General features: G+C 68.8%; 17 protein-coding genes. 7 read left to right on the top strand and 10 right to left on the bottom strand.

Annotated elements, in window-relative coordinates; genetic code table 11:
• Positions 1 to 116: 116 nt before the first annotated feature.
• On the top strand, positions 117 to 692 hold the full coding sequence (locus ACMGFE_RS05170; RefSeq protein WP_436924011.1) for an MBL fold metallo-hydrolase: 576 nt from the start codon (positions 117 to 119) through the stop codon (positions 690 to 692).
• 70 nt (positions 693 to 762) lie between these two features.
• Here ACMGFE_RS05170 and ACMGFE_RS05165 read toward each other — a convergent pair whose 3' ends face one another.
• From ACMGFE_RS05165 to ACMGFE_RS05155, 3 genes are read right to left on the bottom strand one after another with little or no spacing between them, the layout of a single operon-like run.
• Positions 763 to 1,287, bottom strand: a complete 525-nt coding sequence (locus ACMGFE_RS05165) for a hypothetical protein (RefSeq protein ID WP_436924010.1) — start codon at positions 1,285 to 1,287, stop codon at positions 763 to 765.
• A 43-nt stretch (positions 1,288 to 1,330) separates the two neighbouring features.
• Positions 1,331 to 2,134: an ATPase gene (locus ACMGFE_RS05160; RefSeq protein WP_436924009.1), complete on the bottom strand. Its 804-nt coding sequence runs from the start codon at positions 2,132 to 2,134 to the stop codon at positions 1,331 to 1,333.
• Positions 2,131 to 2,427, bottom strand: coding sequence for a DUF5827 family protein (locus ACMGFE_RS05155; RefSeq protein ID WP_436924008.1), 297 nt, complete (start codon positions 2,425 to 2,427; stop codon positions 2,131 to 2,133). Before ACMGFE_RS05155 ends, ACMGFE_RS05160 begins: the two co-directional genes overlap by 4 nt.
• 162 nt (positions 2,428 to 2,589) lie before the next feature.
• On the opposite strand from ACMGFE_RS05155, the gene ACMGFE_RS05150 reads away from it, so the two are divergent.
• Complete coding sequence (locus ACMGFE_RS05150) at positions 2,590 to 4,263, top strand: sensor histidine kinase (protein ID WP_436924007.1); 1,674 nt, start codon at positions 2,590 to 2,592, stop codon at positions 4,261 to 4,263.
• Between the two features lie 7 nt (positions 4,264 to 4,270).
• Here ACMGFE_RS05150 and sod read toward each other — a convergent pair whose 3' ends face one another.
• On the bottom strand, positions 4,271 to 4,882 hold the full coding sequence (sod, locus tag ACMGFE_RS05145; RefSeq protein WP_436924006.1) for a superoxide dismutase [Mn]: 612 nt from the start codon (positions 4,880 to 4,882) through the stop codon (positions 4,271 to 4,273).
• Between the two features lie 218 nt (positions 4,883 to 5,100).
• Here sod and ACMGFE_RS05140 point away from each other — a divergent pair, with 218 nt between their 5' ends.
• On the top strand, positions 5,101 to 6,135 hold the full coding sequence (locus ACMGFE_RS05140; RefSeq protein ID WP_436924005.1) for a zinc-dependent alcohol dehydrogenase: 1,035 nt from the start codon (positions 5,101 to 5,103) through the stop codon (positions 6,133 to 6,135).
• A 28-nt stretch (positions 6,136 to 6,163) separates the two neighbouring features.
• Here ACMGFE_RS05140 and eno read toward each other — a convergent pair whose 3' ends face one another.
• From eno to ACMGFE_RS05125, 3 genes are all read right to left on the bottom strand, one after another.
• The gene (gene eno / locus ACMGFE_RS05135; protein ID WP_436924004.1) at positions 6,164 to 7,435 is read right to left on the bottom strand and encodes a phosphopyruvate hydratase; all 1,272 of its coding nucleotides are present in this window, start codon (positions 7,433 to 7,435) and stop codon (positions 6,164 to 6,166) included.
• 40 nt (positions 7,436 to 7,475) lie between these two features.
• Positions 7,476 to 8,504, bottom strand: a complete 1,029-nt coding sequence (locus tag ACMGFE_RS05130) for a phosphotransferase family protein (RefSeq protein ID WP_436924003.1) — start codon at positions 8,502 to 8,504, stop codon at positions 7,476 to 7,478.
• 88 nt (positions 8,505 to 8,592) lie between these two features.
• A complete protein-coding gene (locus ACMGFE_RS05125; RefSeq protein ID WP_436924002.1) occupies positions 8,593 to 9,990 on the bottom strand; it encodes a cryptochrome/photolyase family protein in 1,398 nt (465 codons plus the stop codon).
• Between the two features lie 189 nt (positions 9,991 to 10,179).
• On the opposite strand from ACMGFE_RS05125, the gene ACMGFE_RS05120 reads away from it, so the two are divergent.
• Positions 10,180 to 10,965 (top strand): enoyl-CoA hydratase/isomerase family protein, encoded by a 786-nt coding sequence (locus tag ACMGFE_RS05120; RefSeq protein ID WP_436924001.1) that lies wholly within the window; start codon positions 10,180 to 10,182, stop codon positions 10,963 to 10,965.
• Positions 10,966 to 10,976: 11 nt separating this feature from the next.
• Here the strand turns inward: ACMGFE_RS05120 and ACMGFE_RS05115 are convergent, their stop codons facing one another.
• Positions 10,977 to 12,032, bottom strand: a complete 1,056-nt coding sequence (locus ACMGFE_RS05115; RefSeq protein WP_436924000.1) for a DMT family transporter — start codon at positions 12,030 to 12,032, stop codon at positions 10,977 to 10,979.
• Between the two features lie 414 nt (positions 12,033 to 12,446).
• Between ACMGFE_RS05115 and ACMGFE_RS05110 the strand changes: the two genes are divergently transcribed.
• From ACMGFE_RS05110 to ACMGFE_RS05100, 3 genes are all read left to right on the top strand, one after another.
• Complete coding sequence (locus ACMGFE_RS05110; RefSeq protein ID WP_436923999.1) at positions 12,447 to 13,253, top strand: helix-turn-helix transcriptional regulator; 807 nt, start codon at positions 12,447 to 12,449, stop codon at positions 13,251 to 13,253.
• Positions 13,254 to 13,486: 233 nt separating this feature from the next.
• Positions 13,487 to 14,260, top strand: a complete 774-nt coding sequence (locus ACMGFE_RS05105; RefSeq protein WP_436923998.1) for a TMEM165/GDT1 family protein — start codon at positions 13,487 to 13,489, stop codon at positions 14,258 to 14,260.
• Positions 14,261 to 14,344: 84 nt separating this feature from the next.
• A complete protein-coding gene (locus ACMGFE_RS05100) occupies positions 14,345 to 15,316 on the top strand; it encodes an HhH-GPD family protein (protein ID WP_436923997.1) in 972 nt (323 codons plus the stop codon).
• 62 nt (positions 15,317 to 15,378) lie between these two features.
• Here ACMGFE_RS05100 and ACMGFE_RS05095 read toward each other — a convergent pair whose 3' ends face one another.
• Positions 15,379 to 15,837, bottom strand: coding sequence for a response regulator (locus ACMGFE_RS05095; protein WP_436923996.1), 459 nt, complete (start codon positions 15,835 to 15,837; stop codon positions 15,379 to 15,381).
• Complete coding sequence (locus ACMGFE_RS05090; RefSeq protein ID WP_436923995.1) at positions 15,824 to 18,103, bottom strand: PAS domain S-box protein; 2,280 nt, start codon at positions 18,101 to 18,103, stop codon at positions 15,824 to 15,826. Before ACMGFE_RS05090 ends, ACMGFE_RS05095 begins: the two co-directional genes overlap by 14 nt.
• Positions 18,104 to 18,199 lie beyond the last annotated feature (96 nt).

Below are 18,199 nucleotides of genomic sequence, written 5' to 3'. Positions count from 1 at the left end.
CGGCCCGCTGTTCGCCCCTCCACGCCCCGCTCGACGGCCTCTCTCGGCCGCGGTCCCGACCAGCTCTCTCGCCAAGAAACGATACGCTCTAACGCCCGCCAGGCCAACAGGAACGCATGATCACCAACGTCGCCGAGGGACAGCAGGGGTTCACCAGCAACGCCTTCCTCGTCACCGGCGACCGCACCGTCCTGGTCGACGCGGGCAGCGAGTTCGACGCCGTCGCCGAACTGCGCGAGCGCGACGCCGCGCTCGACGCCGTCGTCCTGACGCACACGCACCCGGACCACGTGGGCAACACCGCCGCCGTCGCCGACGCGTTCGACGTCGACGTCTGGGGGTTCGACCCCGACCACGAGCTCGTCGACCGCGCGATCGCCGACGGCGAAGAAGTCCGCTTCGGCGACCACAGCTACGAGGCGCTGCACACGCCCGGCCACAAGGACGACCACCTCTGTTTCTACGCCGCCGACCCGGAGGTCCTCTTCGCGGGCGACCTCGTGTTCGCCAACGGGAGTTTCGGCCGGACCGACCTGGCCGAGGGCGACCGCGGCGTCCTGATCGACAGCATCGAGTACGTCCTCGACACCGTCTCGCCGAGCCTCGCCGAGATGCACACCGGCCACGGCCAGAGCGTCACCGGGAATCCCTACGAGCACGTCGAGACTGCGCTCCGCGCAGCCCAGTTCTGAGTCGACGGCCGAGTTCGCCGGTTCCGAGTCGGCTGGCCGAGCGTCCCTCCGAGCCGCTGGCCGAGTCCGCTCACGCTCGTCCACTCACGTCCGCGTCGTCGACGGTGTATTCGTCGATCCACGGCGGCTCGGACCGGTCTTTCGCCCACGAAAAGAGGTGGCGTTTGTCGTTCGCGTAGTAGTAGCGATAGGCGTCGACGTAGTCCTCGGCCGCCCAGTCGCCGGTGAGCTGGGGCGGATCGGACAGGTCGTTCGAGGGCCAGTCGAGTTCCCGGACGACGTCCGTGTCGAGCCCGGCGACCTGATCCCACGACCCGTGGGACTCTTCCGGCGAGTGGTCCCAGCGGTAGCGCCACTCCTCGTGGGCCGCGTCGGTGTAGGCGCGCAGGTACTGCCAGTTCTCGAACGACTCGGCGGCCCACCGCGTCAGCGGATGGTCCGAGTGCGTGAACGACAGGTCACCCTCGTACCCGCGCAACTGGACCGCCGTCGTCAGCACCATGGAACACTCGAAGACGCTACTGGTCACGTGCCTGTCGACGAGCCAGGCGACGGCCTGCCGGAGATTCCGGTCCAGCCAGAACGCGTTGACCACGGGTCGAATAGGGGCCGCGGACGGGTATGGCCTGCGGGCCCGCTCACTCGAACGCCGTCGCGAGCACCGCGTCGTAGGCGTGGTCGTACGCGTCGGCGACCGACTTCGGGTCCGCCCGCGCGTCGGCGGACAGCGGCGGCAGTGGCGCCTCGGTCGCCGGGTCGACCAGGTCGGTCACGTCGCCGACTCGCTCTTCCAGCTGGCCCGCGTCGGGCCCGCCGCTGGCGACGGCGCAGCCCTTCCCGTAGCGGTCGCCGTCGTAGACGCGGACGCGTCCGGGCTCGACCACGGCGACCGCGTCGGGGTCGATGGCCCGGAACGGTCGGGCGACGTCGGCGTACGACTCGACGACGGCCCTGTCTGCCGCCGCGACCTCGTCGCAGAGCGCGCGCTGGGCGGGCAGGTGGCGCTCGGCCATGCAGTCGTTGAACTCGGCGATCGACGAGACCCGCGGCGCGTCGGCGAGCGGGAGCGCGTCGCGGACCGCCCGGGGGATGTCGACCGTCCCGTTGACCACGTACCCGTCCCCGACGCGGTCGACCAGGAACTCGCGGTCGTCTCTGCCGAGCAGTCCGCTCGCGCTCCCCGGCGACGGTCGCCAGAGCCGGTGGACGGGATTGACGTCCTCGGGTTCGACCGGGACGTCGCTCGCCGCGGCGAGCTTCCGGGCGTCCTTGCCGTAGAGGCGCCCGTCGGCCGTCGCGGTGCGGAAATCGTCGTGGTCGAACCAGTAGTCGTTCCCGGCGCGGGGCTTGTACCCGACCGCGTCGGTCCGCGCGACCAGGCCGGTCGAGAACGTCGTCTTCCCGGCGTCGACGCGGGCGCCGCCGGCGACGAGGATCCTCATTGCTCGGCGCTGTCGGCCGCGTCGACGCCCGGCGCCAGCCCGTAGTAGCCGGGGTCGTTGTCGGCCTCGGGCTCGGCGAAGACGAATTTGTCGCTGTGGGTCATCATCCACGGGATGGCCCAGTCGAGCAGGACGTTCTCCGTCTCGATGTCCAGTTGTTCCTCGGGGTCGACTCCCTGGAGCAGGCGGCCCACCTCGTAGATCGTGTACATCTCGTCGGCGTCGAGCACTTCCGCGGGCTCTCGAAACGCCAGCGGGCGCAGGTCGTCGAAGTCGTCTTTGGGTCGCGGCATACCCCGCGATAGAACGGAGGCCGGAGTAAATGGACCGATCCGGGCTGGTCCCACCGCTGGCCCGCCACGGTGTCCGGGACAGCGTCCGTGCGGGCCAGCGGAGAAATACGATCTGATAATCGGCCCAGAGGTGTTAAAGAACAGTACGGGGATCTCCTGTACATGGTCGGGTGGTTGGGCATCTACCAGGTCGGACTCGTCGTTTCGAGCGTGGTGTCCGGACTCTCGGCCGCGATCGCGTGGCGGAACCGCGGAGCACGCGGCGGCGTAGCGCTCGCTATCACCCTCGGCGCACATGCGACGTGGGCGGTGAGCACGCTCGTGGGGACGCTCGCGCCGGGTACCGAGATCGCAGTCGTAACCAGCAAGATCGTCATCACCGCGGTCGTCGTCCTCACCGCCGCGTTTTTCGTCTTCGCGCTCCAGTACACCGGCCACGAATCGTACGTCCGACGCGAGACGCTGGCTCTCCTGGCTATCGAACCCGTCGCCACCACCGCGCTCATCTGGACCAACGAGGCACACGGCCTGATGTACGTGGCGCTCGAACCCGGAAGCACCGGCGCGAGTGGCCTGACGAAGAACTACGGGCCGGCGTTCATCGCACACACGGTGTACTCGTATTCCCTGCTGGTGATCGCGATATTCCTCGTCGTCATCTTCGTCTTCCGGTCGCGATACATGTACAAGCGACAGGTCGCGGCGGTGTCCTTCGCCACGTTCGTCCCCTTGACGGCGAACGCCGTCTCCCTGGCGCTGCACCTCCAGCTCGACTTGACGCCGATCGTGTTCACGGTCACCGGTGTCGCGTTCACCTGGGCCGTCGCACGGGAGGGGCTCCTCAACGTCACGCCGATCGCGACGGAGATCATCCTCGACGACATCGATACCGGGGTGATCGTCGTCGACACCGGCGATCGCGTCGTGGACATCAACGACAGCGCCAGCGAACTGTTCGACGTGTCGAAAGAGGGGGTCATCGGCGCCTCGATCCCGGAACTCGTCTCGGAGCGTCCCACTTTGAAAACGGCCTACGAAGCTGTCACCGCCGGCCGAACGAGCGAGAGCTGGGAGTCCCAGGTAGACGACAGGTACTTCAGAGCCCAGAGTTCCCCGCTCATCGACCGGCGCGACGAGGTCGTCGGATACGCGCTCCTCGTGGTCGACCTGACCGAACAGCGAGAGCGCGAACTCGAACTCGAGCGGCGGAACGAACAGCTCGATCGGTTCGCCGGCGTTGTCTCCCACGACCTCCGGAACCCGCTGCAGGTGGCGTCGGGGCGGCTCGAACTCGCCCGCCGGGACGGCAAAGCGGAACACTTCGAGGCGATCGAGCGGTCGCACGAGCGGATGGAGCGGCTCATCGAAGACCTCCTTTCCCTCGCGCGCCTGGACGAGGGCCTCGACGTCGAGCGCGTCGACAACGGGGAGGTCGCCGAGTCCGCGTGGACTCACGTCGACACGGCTGACTCGACGCTCGTCGTCTCGGTCGACGAACTATTCCTCGACGCCGACCGTGACCGACTGTCCCAGTTGTTCGAGAACCTCTTTCGCAACTCGGTCGAACACGGCGGCGACGGGGTCACCGTGTCGGTCGAATCGCTCCCGGACGGGCGCGGGTTCGCCGTGAGCGACGACGGTCCCGGATTCGTCGACGCGGACGTCGACGCGGTGTTCGACGACGGCTACACGACTAGCCGCGACGGCACCGGGTTCGGTCTCTCGATCGTCGCCGAGATCGCCGACCAGCACGGCTGGTCGGTCGAAGCGATCGACGCCGATGCTGGCGCTCGCATCGAGGTGACGACTGGCGAAAAAATGGCGATGGTGAACTGACTCGTCGTTACTCGAAGTGGCCGACGGCGGTCTGGTACTGGTCGGCGACCTCGTCCCAGTCGACGACTTCGAAGAAGGCGTCGATGAAGCTGCCGCGGTCCGGGCCGTAATCGTAGTAGTAGGAGTGTTCCCAGACGTCCAGCGCCAGCACCGGGTGGGAACCCCAGAGCGCGCCCTGGTCGTGCTTGTCGACGGCCACGTTGCGCAGCTGCTTGGCGACCGGGTCGTAGACCAGCAGGGCCCAGCCACCAGCGGCGGAGGCGGCGGCCTCGAACTCGCCCTTCCAACCCTCGTAGGAGCCGAAGTCCTCCTCGATGCGGTCGGCCAGCTCGCCGTCGGGCTCGCCGCCGCCGTTCGGCGCCATGTTCTCCCAGAACAGCGTGTGCAGATAGTGCCCACAGCCGTTGTGGGTGACGTTGCCCAGCGCGCCGGCGGTCGACGAGTGGTCGCCCGACTCGCGCGCGTCGGCGAGCGTCTCCTCGGCGGATTCGAGGCCGTTGACGTACCCCTGATGGTGGGTGTCGTGATGCCACGTGAGTACCTGCTCGCTGATGTGCGGTTCGAGGGCGTCGTAGTCGTACGGGAGCGGCGGAAGCTCGGGTTCGGAATGTTCTGGCATAGATATCTCCTCCATGCTGACGGTCGGCTGGATACCTGTTAAAGTTTGAGGAAGGGGCGATCAAACGCGCCCGCTCGCGGCCTGTTCGCTCAGATCTGGGGCCCGGCCGACCTGCTCACCGCGACCCGCCGGACTCGGGGCGTCGCCGGGATACTTTATGTCGCTCGTCTCGACGGTACGGTCGAGGGGACCCGGACGGTCCGGGCACTTCACGACAAATGAAAGCCATCGTCCAAACTGGAGCGGAATCCGTCGACGTGACCGAACAGGACCAACCCGACGTCGCCGACGACGAGGTGCTCGTCGCCGTCCATTCGACGGGCGTCTGCGGCAGCGACGCCCACGCCTATCTCTACCACGGCGGCTACGAGTGGGTGCAACTCCCGCGCGTCATGGGCCACGAGTACGCCGGGACGGTCGAGTCGGTGGGGTCGGCGGTCACCGAATTCTCCCCAGGCGACCGCGTCGTCGAGGACCCGACTCGGCGATGTGGCCGCTGTTACCAGTGTCGGAACGGTCAGGAGAACGTCTGTCAGAACTTCTCGGTCAAGGGGATGCACCGCGACGGCTCGTACGCGGAGTACACCGTCGCGGAGCCGGAGAACCTCCACGTCGTCCCCGACGGCGTCTCGCTCCGCGACGCGGCGATCACCGAACCCCTGAGCGTGGCCGCACGGGCGGTCTACACCCAGTCGCGGCTCACGCCGGGCGACACCGCGCTCGTCGAGGGGCCGGGACCGATCGGCGTACTCGTCGCCGCCGTCGCGGACGCGCTGGGCGCGTCAGTGCTGGTCTCCGGACTGGGCGCCGACGCCGACTACCGGCTCCCGCTCGTCGAACGGCTGGGGATCGAAACCGTCGACCTGTCGGAACGCGATCTCGATCCCGCGGTCGCCGAGTTCACCGACGGCGTCGGGTTCGACCTGGTGTTCGACACGACCGGCCACAGGAGCGGCGTCGAAACCGCCGTCGAACAGGTCAGGAAGGGCGGTCAGATCGTCGTCGTCGGACTCCCCGGTGAATCGAGCGACCTGCAGATGGCAGACGTCGTGCGGAACGAGGTCGAGATCCAGACGTCGTACGGTTCGGTGTGGCGGAACTTCGAACAGGCGCTCTCGCTACTGGAGGCGGGGACGGTCGACCCCGACACGATCGTCGACACGTCGTTCTCGACGGACGACCCGGACGCGGCGTTCGCGGCCTTTCTCGACTCGGAGACGACCAAACCGGTGTTCACGTTCCGGGAGACCTGACGGGGAGCGCTCTATCGGTTCTCCCGGATCACTCCGCGAACGGGTCCGCGAGTTCGAGATCCGTTCGGCGGTCGATCTCGAGCAGCCGGTTGTACTTCGCGAGGCGTTCGGAGCGGGCGAGCGAGCCGATCTTGATCTGCCCGGCGTCGAGACCGACGGCCAAGTCGGCGATCGTCGCGTCGCAGGTCTCCCCCGAGCGCGCCGACACGACCGGGGCGACGCCGGCCCGCTTCGCGTCTGCGACGACGGAGGTCGCGCGAGTCATCGTGCCCGCCTGGTTCGGTTTGACCAGCACCGCCGAGGCCGCGTCGCGCTCGACGGCTCGCGCGAGCCGGTCCGCGTTCGTCACGAGCAGGTCGTCGCCGAGCAGTTGCACCTCGTCGGGTAGTCGGTCTGTCAGACTGACCCACCCCTCCCAGTCGTCCTCCGCGAGCGGGTCCTCGACCGAGACGAGCGGGTAGGACTCGACCCACTCCGCGACGAGCGAGATCATCCCCTCACGGTCGAGCGTGCGGTCGATGCTCTCGATCCCGTAGGTCTCCTCGTCCGCATCGTAGAAGTGTGTGGCAGCGACGTCGACGGCGAGTGCGGCGTCGTCTCCCGGCACGTACCCGGCGGTTTCGATAGCCTCGACGAGCAGGTCGAAGGCGTCGTCGACGTGTGAGAGCGGCGGTGCGAACCCGCCTTCGTCGGCGACGAGCGGTCTGTGGCCGTCGGCGACGATCGAATCGCGGACCGCGCGACGAACGTCCCACGCGATCTCGAGGGCGTCCGTGTAGCTGTCCGCACCCGTCGGGACCACGAGGAAGTCCTGGATCTCGATACCGCCCTCCGCGTGGAGGCCGCCGCTGATCACGTTGACCATCGGGAGCGGCATCGACTGCTCGACGCCCTCGGTCGCTGCCAGGTGGTCGTGGAGCGGTCGTCCGGCGAGGTCGCTCGCCGCACGTGTCACTGCGCCCGACACGGCGAGGATAGCGTTCGCGCCGACAGATTCGAGCGTCTCCGTGCCGTCGTAGGCCGTCATCGCGGCGTCGACGGCAGCCTGGTCGGTCACGTCTCGGCCGGTCACGAGTTCCGCCAGTTCGGTGTTCACGCGCTCGACGGCCGACTGCACGCCCATGCCACCGTATCGCTCCCCGCCGTCTCGGATTTCGACGGCCTCGAAGCGGCCCGTGCTCGCACCGGCCGGGACAGTGAACGTGCCTGTCGCGTCGGCGGCCTCGACCGCCGCTCTGACCGTGGGGTTTCCGCGCGAATCGAGCACCTCCCAGGCGGTCACGTCGGTGATCTCGGTCATCGGTCTCGGTCCCCCTCGACTGGATCGGTTGTAGGTACACTCATGGCTCGTCTAGTTCCGCGCGTCGGGCCGAAACGAACGCCTCGACGGTCTCCGTCTCGCCGGAGAGTATCCGTCCGGCAAGTGTTCTGATGTGGGCTTTCGTCGCCTCGCGTTCGACGTACTCGACCGGTGACTTCCCGTCGACGCGAGCCAGTAACAGGACTCCCAGTTCGGTCACGAGATGACGTTCACGATCCGTCGAGAGGCCCCGCTCCTCGCGATAGGCGTCGAGGAACGACGTGGCCGCGCGGACGTACGGTTCGCCGTCCTCCGCTCGATAGACGGATTTGATGAACAGGTGCGAGAGCATGAACGCGACGTCGAACAGCGGGTCTCCCCAGTGTGCGACTTCGAAGTCGAGCAGCCACAGGGTCTGCTCCTCGCCGGCGTCGTCGACGAGCACGTTCTTCGGGCTGAAATCGCCGTGGACGAGCGTCGTCCGGGTGTTGCGCAGCCGTTCGATCTCCCGGTCGATCGCGGGCGCGTACTCGGGATACCGCTCGGCGACGGTCCGGTGGTAGGGGTCGAGTCTGAGCTGTTCGAACGGCGCGTACCGCTCGAACTCGCGCTCGATAGCCGGGTCACCGCTCGCAGTCCCGTGTACGGCGGCGAGGACGGAGCCGAGCGTCGCTGCGATGGCTGTATCGACGCGGCCCGCGAGCAGGTCTGCCTTCCACATCCGCGCGCGCTCCGGCGCGGCAGTGACGACGATCACGTGGTTGTCGTCGTCTTCGTAGCGCACTTCGGGGACGCGGACACCCGACACCGCGCTCGTCTCCGCGACCGTCGCGTAGACGCGGGCCGCGGCCGCCTCGTTGTGGACGCGCTCGACGTCGGCGGGCCAGTCGGCCTCGACGGCGAGGTCCGGAAACGGCTGTTTGACCACGACGGCGTCGCCGTCCCACTCGACGCGGAGAACGGCGTTCGAGACGCCGCCGCCCAGCGGTTCCGCGGTCGCCGTCGCGTCCGCCGGGACGACGCCGGCTTCCCGGAGGTACGGGACGACGGAATCGGCTTCCAGTTCCATCGCGCGGACGTACGAGGACCGGGTAGATTACTGTCCGGGTCGGTCTGCGGTACTCCGACGTCGGGGAGGCCCACAACCGGACGGCGCCTCAGTCGCCGCGAGCGTGCTCGAACATCTCGATAGCCTGCTCCCGGCGGTGGCTGTGGTCGACGATGGGGCCGGGGTAGTCGGGTGCGAGCAGCTCGCGCCGGCCGGCGTCGAGTTCGTGCCACTGGTGGATCGCGTCGGCCGGCACGTCCCGGAGTTCGGGGACGTACTCGCGAATGTACTCGGCGTCCGGGTCGTAGCGTTCGCCCTGGGTCATCGGGTTGAAGATGCGGAAGTAGGGCTGGGCATCCGTCCCGGTCGAAGCGGCCCACTGCCAGCCGCCGTTGTCGTTTGCGGTGTCGTGGTCGACGAGTTTCTCGCGGAACCAGTCGTAGCCCTCGCGCCAGTCGACCAGGAGGTCCTTGGTCAGGAACGAGGCGACGATCATCCGCACGCGGTTGTGCACGAACGACTCCCGTCGCAGTTGGCGCATCCCAGCGTCGACGATGGGATAGCCCGTCTCGCCGTCCTTCCACGCCTGGAGTCCGTCCGAGTCCTGGTTCCACTGGATGGGGCGCTCGTACTCTCTGTAGTTCTCCGTGACGACGCTCGGTTCGTTCCAGAGGACGTGACTGTAGAACTCTCGCCAGGCGAGTTGTGACTCGAACTCCTCGGCAGCGTCGTAGTCGGTCCCCGCGACGGCGCGTTTGGCGTCGTCGACGGCCTCGTACACCTCTCGGATGCCAATGGTCCCGAACTTGAGGTGCGCGGAGAGTCGCGAGGTACACTCGTCGGCGGGGTAGTCCCGACGGTCGTCGTAGTCGTAGATGTCGTCCTCGCAGAACGCACGGAGGAGGTCGCGGGCCGTCTCGGTCCCGGCCGGCGGCACGTCCGCCTCGGGCTCGTCGAAACCCAGATCGGTGAGGGAGGGGATCGGGTCGTCGTCGGCGATATCGGCGAGGTCGTTCTCGGCGGGTGCTTCGGCTGGGTCGTCTTTCTCGCGGTCGCGCCACTTCTTCCAGAAGTAGGTGAACACGGAGTACACCTCGCCCTGGTTCGTGCGGATCGAGCCGGGTTCGTGGAGCAGGGCGTCCTGCACGCTGTGGCGGGCCACGTCGGCGTCGTCCAGCGCCTGCCGGACGGCCGCGTCGCGCTCGCGTCCGAGCCCGGAGACCTCCTTGCCCCACGTCACGCCGTCGGCGTCGAACTCGGCCGCGATCGCCGGGAGGACGTCGCGCGGGTCGCCGTGACGGACCACGAGGTCGCTCCCGCGCTCGCGGTAGCGCTCACGGAGCGAGTCGAGCGCGTCGAGCATGAACGCGACGCGCGGTGGCCCCGCGTGGGCGAGTACGTCTTGGTCGAAGACGAAGACGGGGACGACGGGGCCGTCTGCGGTCGCCGCGGCGAGCCCCGCGTTGTCTGCGACGCGGAGGTCCCGTCGATGCCAGTGGAGTTGCACACCGGAAGTCCTCGGGAAAGGCCCCTCAAACTACTGCCAAACAGGTGGGGTGGCGTCCCGCCGACCCTCACGTGTCCGTGACCCCACGCCTCGTGATGGTTCGGATCCCCCGGGGCGCGAAACGGGAACCGAGTTCAACGAGCGCCGCTGAGGCCCACGCTTAAGCGGCGGCCGGGCGTCCCTGTGGACATGGAACACGTCACACTCGACGTGACCGACGGCGTCGCGACGGTGACGCTCGACCACCCGGAGATGCGCAATGCGCTGACCAGCGGCGTCGCGACGGACCTGATCGCCGCGATGGACGAGGTGCCCGACGACGCCCGCTGCGTGGTCCTGGCGGGCAACGGCTCGACGTTCTGCGCGGGCGGCGACATCGACGCAATGGTGGAGGGGCTCGACAGCGACGCGCCCGCTCACGAACGGGTCCAGCGGATCGTCGACGAGACCGCCGGCGCAGTGCGGGCGGTCGCGACCTGCGACCTGCCCACGGTCGCGAAGATCCACGGGCCGGCCTACGGCGCGGGCGGCGCGCTCGCCATCGCCTGTGACGTCCTCCTGGCGAGCGAGTCCGCGTCGATCAGCTTCGGCTTCCGGCAGGTCGGCCTGAACGTCGACTCCGGCGCCTCACATCTGCTTCCCCGGATGGTCGGCGAGAACGTCGCGAAGGAACTGCTGTTCACCGGCGAACTCATCGACGCCGAACGGGCCGACGAGGTGGGACTGTTCAACCAGGTCTACACCGACGACGAGTTCGACGCGCGCGTCTCGGGGACGGTCGACCGCATCGCCTCCGGACCGACCGTCGCGCTGAGACAGTCCAAGCGACTCGTCGAACAGGGGCCCACGAGTTCGCTCGACGAGGCGATCGAGAACGAGGCGGCAGCGCAGATCGTCTCCGCGTCGACCGACGACCACGAGGAGGGCGTCCGCGCGTTCGTGGCGAGCCGCGAACCCGAGTTCGACGGCGAGTGAGCGGCGTCCGGTCAGTCGTCGGCGGGGCAGCCCGGGGAGTCCGACCCGAACCGCGAACTGGCGGCGTCTTCTGCGGACCTCTCGGACCGCTCGTCGTCGAGCGGGTAGGAGTCGTCGAGCGCGAAGATGCCGTCGGACGCCGCGATACGGCCGGGGAGCGTACCCCTGAACCACGGGTCGTCGAGCGACTCGCCGCCGATGATCGCGAACCCGGCGAAGATGACGACGAACCCGCCGACGGCGAGGGCCGAGATGGTCTCGTCCAGCAGCGCCCACCCGCCGAGCGTCGCCACGACCGGGACGACGTAGAAGACGAGGTTGGCGCGGATAGCCCCCACGTCGTCGATGAGGCCGAAGTAGGCGATGTAGGCGAGCACGCCGGCGAACAGCGCGACGTACCCGAGCGCGATCAGGGCCTCGGTAGTCCACGTGACGGCGGCGACAGACTCGCCGGCGCCCAGGCTCAGCGCGTGGGTGACGACCGCCGCGAGCGGGAGGCCCCAGGCGGTCCGGACGGTGCTGGAGATGTCGGCGTCCGAGCGACGGATGAGGACCGTCCCGAGCGCGCCGCAGACCGCGCTCGCGAGCATCACCGCCTCGCCGAAGAGGCCGCCCGACAGGAGCGCCGCCGGGTCGGGGTTGGCGACGAGGCCCACGCCGAGCAGGCCCAGCGCCATCCCGACCGCGCCGCGGGTCGAGAGGTGCTCGTCGGCGAGCAGGACCGCCGCGAAGACGGGGGTGAGGATCGGGTTCAGGCTCGCGATGATCGAGGCGACGCCGCTGGTGACGTACTGCTGGCCGACGAACAGGAGCGCGTTCGTCAGCCCGATGACGAACAGACCGGTCGCGACGATGCCACCGACGTCGCCGCGGGTCCGGGGGATCAGGTCCTCGCGCGACCGCGTGACGACCGCGAACGCGATCAGGGCGACCGCCGCAACGTCGAACCGGAGCGCGACGAACAGCAGCGGCGGGAAGTATTCGAGACCCGCTTTCGCCGCGACGAACGTCCCGCCGAAGAGGAGGCTCGTCGCCAGGAACGCGAGTAGGCTCCTGGGGCTGATCACGGAGACACCTCCAGCGACGGCGGGCGCTGGTTCGTGCCCGCGAGGCTGATCGACTGCCTGGACGACGACTGCCCGAACGAGCGCGACTGCCCGAACGAGCGCGACTGCCTCGACGAGTATCCCGATAGAGCGCGAATGTGGAGAGCGGCCATCTTGTCATATCGTACGATCTGGTCCCTTATAGGCCCGTTTAGAAATTTTTAAGCGGCGGGAAACGGGCGCGCCCCGTGTGTCGCTTTCACCCCGTGAAAGCACGGTGCGGCGTGAAAGTCGTGACCTGGCCCGAGTACCGGTCGACGGGACCGCCCGGCCGTCGCGTCGGATGCACGCGAGTTCGCCAGGCCGTGGAGTCGGAGGGGCGTGAGTCCGTTCCGACCCCGAAAACGGTTTAGCCCGACGGCCGTCAGGTCGGGTATGGACGCGGCGCTCGAAGACGTGGAGTTCCTCGCACTCTCGGCCAACCGGGTCGAGGTGTTGCAGTCGCTGGCGGCGGGACCGCGGAGTCGGTCCGACCTCGCCGCGGAGACCGGGGCGTCGCAGGCGACCCTCGGGCGGATCCTCGGCGACTTCGAGGAACGGTCGTGGGTCCGACGAACCGACGGGAGTTACGAGGCGACGGCGACGGGGCGGCTCGTCGCGAGCGCGTTCTCGGACCTCCTCGACGTGCTCGAAACCGAGCGACAGCTGCGCGACATCGTCGCCGACCTCCCGACGGACGCGATGGGGTTCGACCTCGCCCGCCTCGCCGACGCCACGATCACCGTTCCGACGGAGACGCGTCCGAACGCGCCGCTCCAGCGGCTGATCGACCTGGAGCGGGAGGCGGAGACGATCCGGGCGTTCTCCCACGCGTTCAACGAACAGACGCTCGCACTGACGGCCGAGCGCGCGGAGGCCGGCGACCTGACGTTCCGCGGCGTCTTCTCGCGGAGCGCCATCGACGCGCTAGCGAGCGAGTCGACGCTCAGGCGGCGCCTGGAGACGCTGCTCGGGGCGGAGACCGCCTCGGTCCGCGTCCGCGACGACGGCGTCCCCCTGGCCGGGACGCTCGTCGACGACAGGGTCCACCTGCTCGTGCGCGACGACAGCGGCGTCCTGCGGGCGTCCATCGACACCGACGACCCGGCTGTCGTCGAGTGGGCCGAGGACGCCTTCGACCGCTACTGGTCGAGCGCAGCGCCGCTCGACCGCGGTGACCTCGACGGCCGCGCCCCGGAGTAAGTCCGGAATTGCGACAAGGGGACGCGCCACAGGCCGGACCCGATCGGCCCGCTGTCGTCCCTTCCGGCGGGATTGGCTCCGTCAGACTTATGATTTAGACAGATCTAAATCACGACCATGTACGGTCGTGCGCCCGCCAGCGACCGCGCCGTCTGGGACGGCAGGCCGGCCCGCGGCGCCGAGTCGCGCTGTCGCGGTGAGCCGGTCCGCGTAGCGGCGCGGGTGAGTCGCTCGTGAACGGCTTTCTCACCGTGATGGTCGCGGCGATGGTCGCGCAGCTCGCCGTGCTGCCCGGCGAGAAGGTGCAGTTCATCATCGCGGGGCTGTCGACGCGATTCGACCCGCTGACAGTCGTCAGTGCGGCCGGGCTGGCCTTCGCCGGGTGGACGGCACTGGAGATCTGGTTCGGACAGGCGCTGCAGGGCGCACTGCCGCCCGTCTACCTCGACGTTATCGCGGGCGGGCTCTTCGTCCTGTTCGGCGTGTTGCTCCTCCGGTCGATCCCGGAGGGGGGACAGGTCACGCCGACCCGCGACGAGGTCGCCGCCGCCGAGACGGACGGCGGGTTCGCCGGGGTCGGGAGCACCGGAGGCGACCTGAACGTGTCGATCGGTGGGTACGAGGTGCCCAACCGCTTCGGGGACTTCCTGCCCATCTTCGCGCTGATGGCCGCCGGCGAGTTCGGCGACAAGACCCAGCTCGTCACGATCAGCCTCGCGGTCCAGTACGGCGCTCACCCCGGCATCTGGGTCGGTGAGATGCTCGTCATTATCCCGGTGAGCCTCGCCAACGCCTACTTCTTCAGCACCTTCTCCGGCCGTTTCGACGCCGTGAAGGCCCACCTCGCCGGCGCGGCGCTGTTTTTCTTCTTCGGCTTCGACACCTTCCTGACCGTCTTCACCGGGTTCTCGATCTGGGAGACGGTCGTCGAGGCCGTCGCCGGCGCCCTCCAGGGGATCTGGAGCGGCGCCGCGGCGGCGATGCCCGCCTTCGCGGCCCTCCTCTGAGGCGCGAGTCGGCCCGTCGGCTGGCGGCACCGCGAGCGTCACTGATCGCCACACACAAGCGAGTTCGGGCGATAGCGGTGAGCGATGAGCGAGGGCGACGAACGAGCGGGGACGGAGCCATCGGACGGCGAGCGATCGGGTGACGAGACGGACGACGACTACCTGCCCGACGACGTCGAGGCGGTCAGGAGTGCGCTGGTCGAGTGGTACGAGGACGACCACCGCGAGTTCCCGTGGCGGCGGACCGACGATCCCTACGAAATCCTCGTTTCAGAGGTGATGAGCCAGCAGACGCAGTTGAGCCGCGTCGTCGCCGCCTGGGAGGCCTTCCTGGAGCGGTGGCCGACGACGGCGGATCTCGCGGCCGCCGACCGCGCCGACGTGGTCGGGTTCTGGAGCGACCACAGCCTCGGGTACAACAACCGCGCCAAGTACCTCCACGAGGCCGCCGGTCAGGTCGAATCGGAGTACGGTGGCGAGTTCCCCCGCGAGCCCGACGAACTCTCCGAGTTGATGGGCGTCGGCCCCTACACCGCGAACGCCGTCGCGAGTTTCGCCTTCAACAACGGCGACGCGGTGGTCGACACGAACGTCAAGCGCGTCCTCTACCGCGCGTTCGACGTCCCGGACGACGACGCGACCTTCGAGCGGGTCGCGGCCGACCTGCTGCCCGCCGGAGAGTCCCGCGTCTGGAACAACGCGATCATGGAACTCGGCGGGGTGGCCTGCGAGAAGACGCCCGAGTGCGACGGGCAGTCCTGTCCGTGGCGCGAGTGGTGTCACGCCTACGAGACGGGCGATTTCACCGCGCCGGACGTGCCGACGCAGCCGGCGTTCGAGGGGAGCCGACGACAGTTCCGCGGTCGGATCGTCCGCGCGCTGGGCGAGCACGACGAGTTGCCGCTCGACGAACTCGGCCCGCGCGTCCGCGTCGACTACGCCCCCGAGGGCGAGTACGGACGGGAGTGGCTCCGCGGACTGCTCTCGGACCTCGCGGACGACGGGCTCGTCCGGACGAGCGAATCAGGCGGCGAGATCGTCGTTCGGCTCCGGTAGCAACCCCGGGCGCCAGCGTTCGGGCGGCAGTCAGACGGAAGCCGGGCCGCGTGTGGCGTCGGTCAGTCTCCGTCGCAGGGCGGGAGTCGAACGACCGACAGCCAGAACTCCTGGATCGACCGGACCGTCTCGATGAACTCGGTCGGGTCGACCGGTTTCGTCAGGTACGCGTTCGCCTGGAGTTCGTACGACTGGACGACGTCCTCCTCGGCCGACGAACTCGTCAAGATGACGACGGGCAAGCGTTCGAGCGTGGAGTCGGCGCGGATCTCGTCGAGCACTTCGTCGCCGTTCTTCCGCGGGAGGTTGAGGTCGAGGAGGACGATGTCGGGACGCGGCGCGTCCGCGTGGGCGTCGCGCCGGTGGAGGAAGTCGAGCGCTTCGACCCCGTCGGTCACGACGTGGAGGGTGTTGCAGATCTGGCCCTCTTTGAACGCCTCCTGGGTGAGCCGGACGTCGCCCGGGTTGTCCTCGACGAGCAGGATGTCTGCGGGGACGCCGGAGGTGTCACGGGGGGGCACTGTCAGTCCCTACGGGCGGCAGCGTGAATGTAAACGTCGATCCGTCACCGGGCTCCGACGCGACCCAGATGTCGCCGCCGTGGCGCTCGACGATGCGCTCGCAGAGGGCGAGCCCGATGCCGGTTCCCGAGTGGTCGTCCCGGCTGTGGAGGCTCTGGAACACCTCGAACACCCGGTCGGCGTCCTCGGAATCGATGCCGATGCCCTCGTCGCTGACCGATATCTCCCACCGGTCGCCCGCCCGCTCGGCGGACACGTGGACCCGCGGCGGTTCGGTGCCGCTGTACTCGATCGCGTTGTCGAGCAGGTTCTGGAACACCTGTCGCAACTGCCCGCCGTCGCCCTCGACGCGGGGAAGCCCGTCGACGGTGATCTCCGCGTCGGTCTCGTCGATCCGGACCTGCAGGTCCTCGCGGACGTCCGCGAAGACCGCCTCCAGGCCGACCGGTTCGAACTGGTCGCCGCGCGTGTCGACCCGCGAGTACTGGAGCAGCCCCTCGATCATGTCCCGCATCCGGTCGGCGCCGTCGACCGCGAACTCGATGAACTCCTGGCCGTCGGCGTCGAGGTCCGCGGCGTATCGCTGTTCGATCAACTGGAGATAGCTCGACACCATCCGCAGCGGTTCCTGCAGGTCGTGGGAGGCCGCGTAGGCGAACTGTTCGAGGCGCTCGTTGGACTCCCCCAGCCGCTCGATCAGCTCTTCGAGGCGCTGTTCCCGCTGCTTGCGCTCGGTGACGTCCTGAGCCGCGCCGCGGAGCGAGACGACCTCGCCGCGAACCGTCTCCGGGACGCCCTGTACGCGGAGCCAGCGCACCTCGCCCCCGGGCGTCTCGAATCGGACCCCCACGTCGAACGGGTCCCCGGAGTCGAGCGCCTCCTGGACACCGCTCTCGACGACCGACCGATCGTCCTCGTGGTAGACGTCGAGCGCCTCGTCGAGCGGCGGCTCTTCGTCGTCGTCCACTTTCAGGAGGTCGAAGAGGTGTTCGGTCCAGAACACCTCCTCGGTGTTCGGGTCGATCTCCCAGCCGCCGACGTCGGCGATGCGCTCGGTCCGCTCGAGCAGGTCGAGCGCCCGTTCGAGTTCGGCCTCGCGCTCGACCTGCTCGGTGATGTCCTGGGCCATCGTCATGCCGGCGAAGACGTCCCCCCGTTCGTCGGTGATGGGGACGCCGTGGACGATCCAGTCGCGGCCCGCGTATTCGAGTTCGACCGACCGCTCCTCGCCGTCGAGCGCGCCCTCGAACAGCGGTTCGAGCGCGTCGGCGGTGGCCTCGTCCCAGACCTCGCTGAAGCGTTTCCCCTCGAGGTCGGCCGGCCGGACGGGGATGCGGTCGAACCCCTGTCCGGCGGCGAGCGTGTACTCCAGATCGCGGTCGAACAGCGCCACGAGCCCGTTGGGGAAGTGTTCGGCGAGAGCGCGATAGCGCTGCTCGGACTCCGCGAGTCGCCGCTCGTGCTCGACTCGCTCGGTGACGTCCCGGTCGGAGACGATGATCGACACGACCTCGCCGGCGTCGTTCGTGACGGGCCGGAAGTAGCCTTCGAGGACGTAGCGCTCGCCGTCGGGGCGGGAGAGGTCCGCCCGGAATTCGACGTATTCGCCGGCGGCCGCGCGTTCGGTCCACTCCCTGACGTCGGACTGGACGTCGCTCTCACCCCACCAGGGCGTCTCCCAGAACAGGTCCCCGCGGACGTCCGCGAGGTCGGCGTCGACGTACTCCATCGCCGTCTCGTTGATGTCCAGTACCGTCCCGTCCGGTTCGAGCAGTCCGACGAGGACGTTCGGGTCCTCGAACATGGCCTCGAAGCGCCGTTCCGTCTGTTCGAGTCGGCGCTCGCGCTCCTCTCGGTCGGAGGCGGTCTCGCGGACGACGCCGACGATCCCGTCCAGGACTCCGTCGGATCGGACCGCGCTCATTCGCACATCACAGGAGACCGGTCCTCCCCCGGCGGTTCGGAGGGCGAGTTCGACGAGCGCGCCTCGTTCGGTCGACTCCGTCGAGAGCCGGTCGACTTCCCGCTCGATAGCGTCGGCGTCGGCATCGAAGAGCGCAGCGACGGGTTCGCCGAGTAGGTCCTCCCGCGCGTACCCCGTCAGTTCGACGAAGACGTCGTTGACGGCGACAACGCGTCCCTCGTCGTCGAGAAAGTAGATGCCGTCGTCGAGCGCGTCCACCAGCGCCTGATAGCGTTCGCGGGCCTTGGAGTCGTCAGCCTCCCCCCAGATGGCTTCCCCCGAGGCGTCAGCCCATCTGCTCATGTACATGAAACAGGTCTCCGGCTGGATAAGTTCCTTGTCCGTGGGTCGCCCCGGACCGAGCCGGCGGCCACCGACTCCGCGGTCGTGTATCGGGCC

It is taken from the genome of Halosimplex amylolyticum (assembly GCF_051414035.1).
GTDB classification, from domain to species: Archaea; Halobacteriota; Halobacteria; order Halobacteriales; family Haloarculaceae; genus Halosimplex; species Halosimplex amylolyticum.
This window is presented reverse-complemented; position numbering and strand designations above follow the sequence as displayed.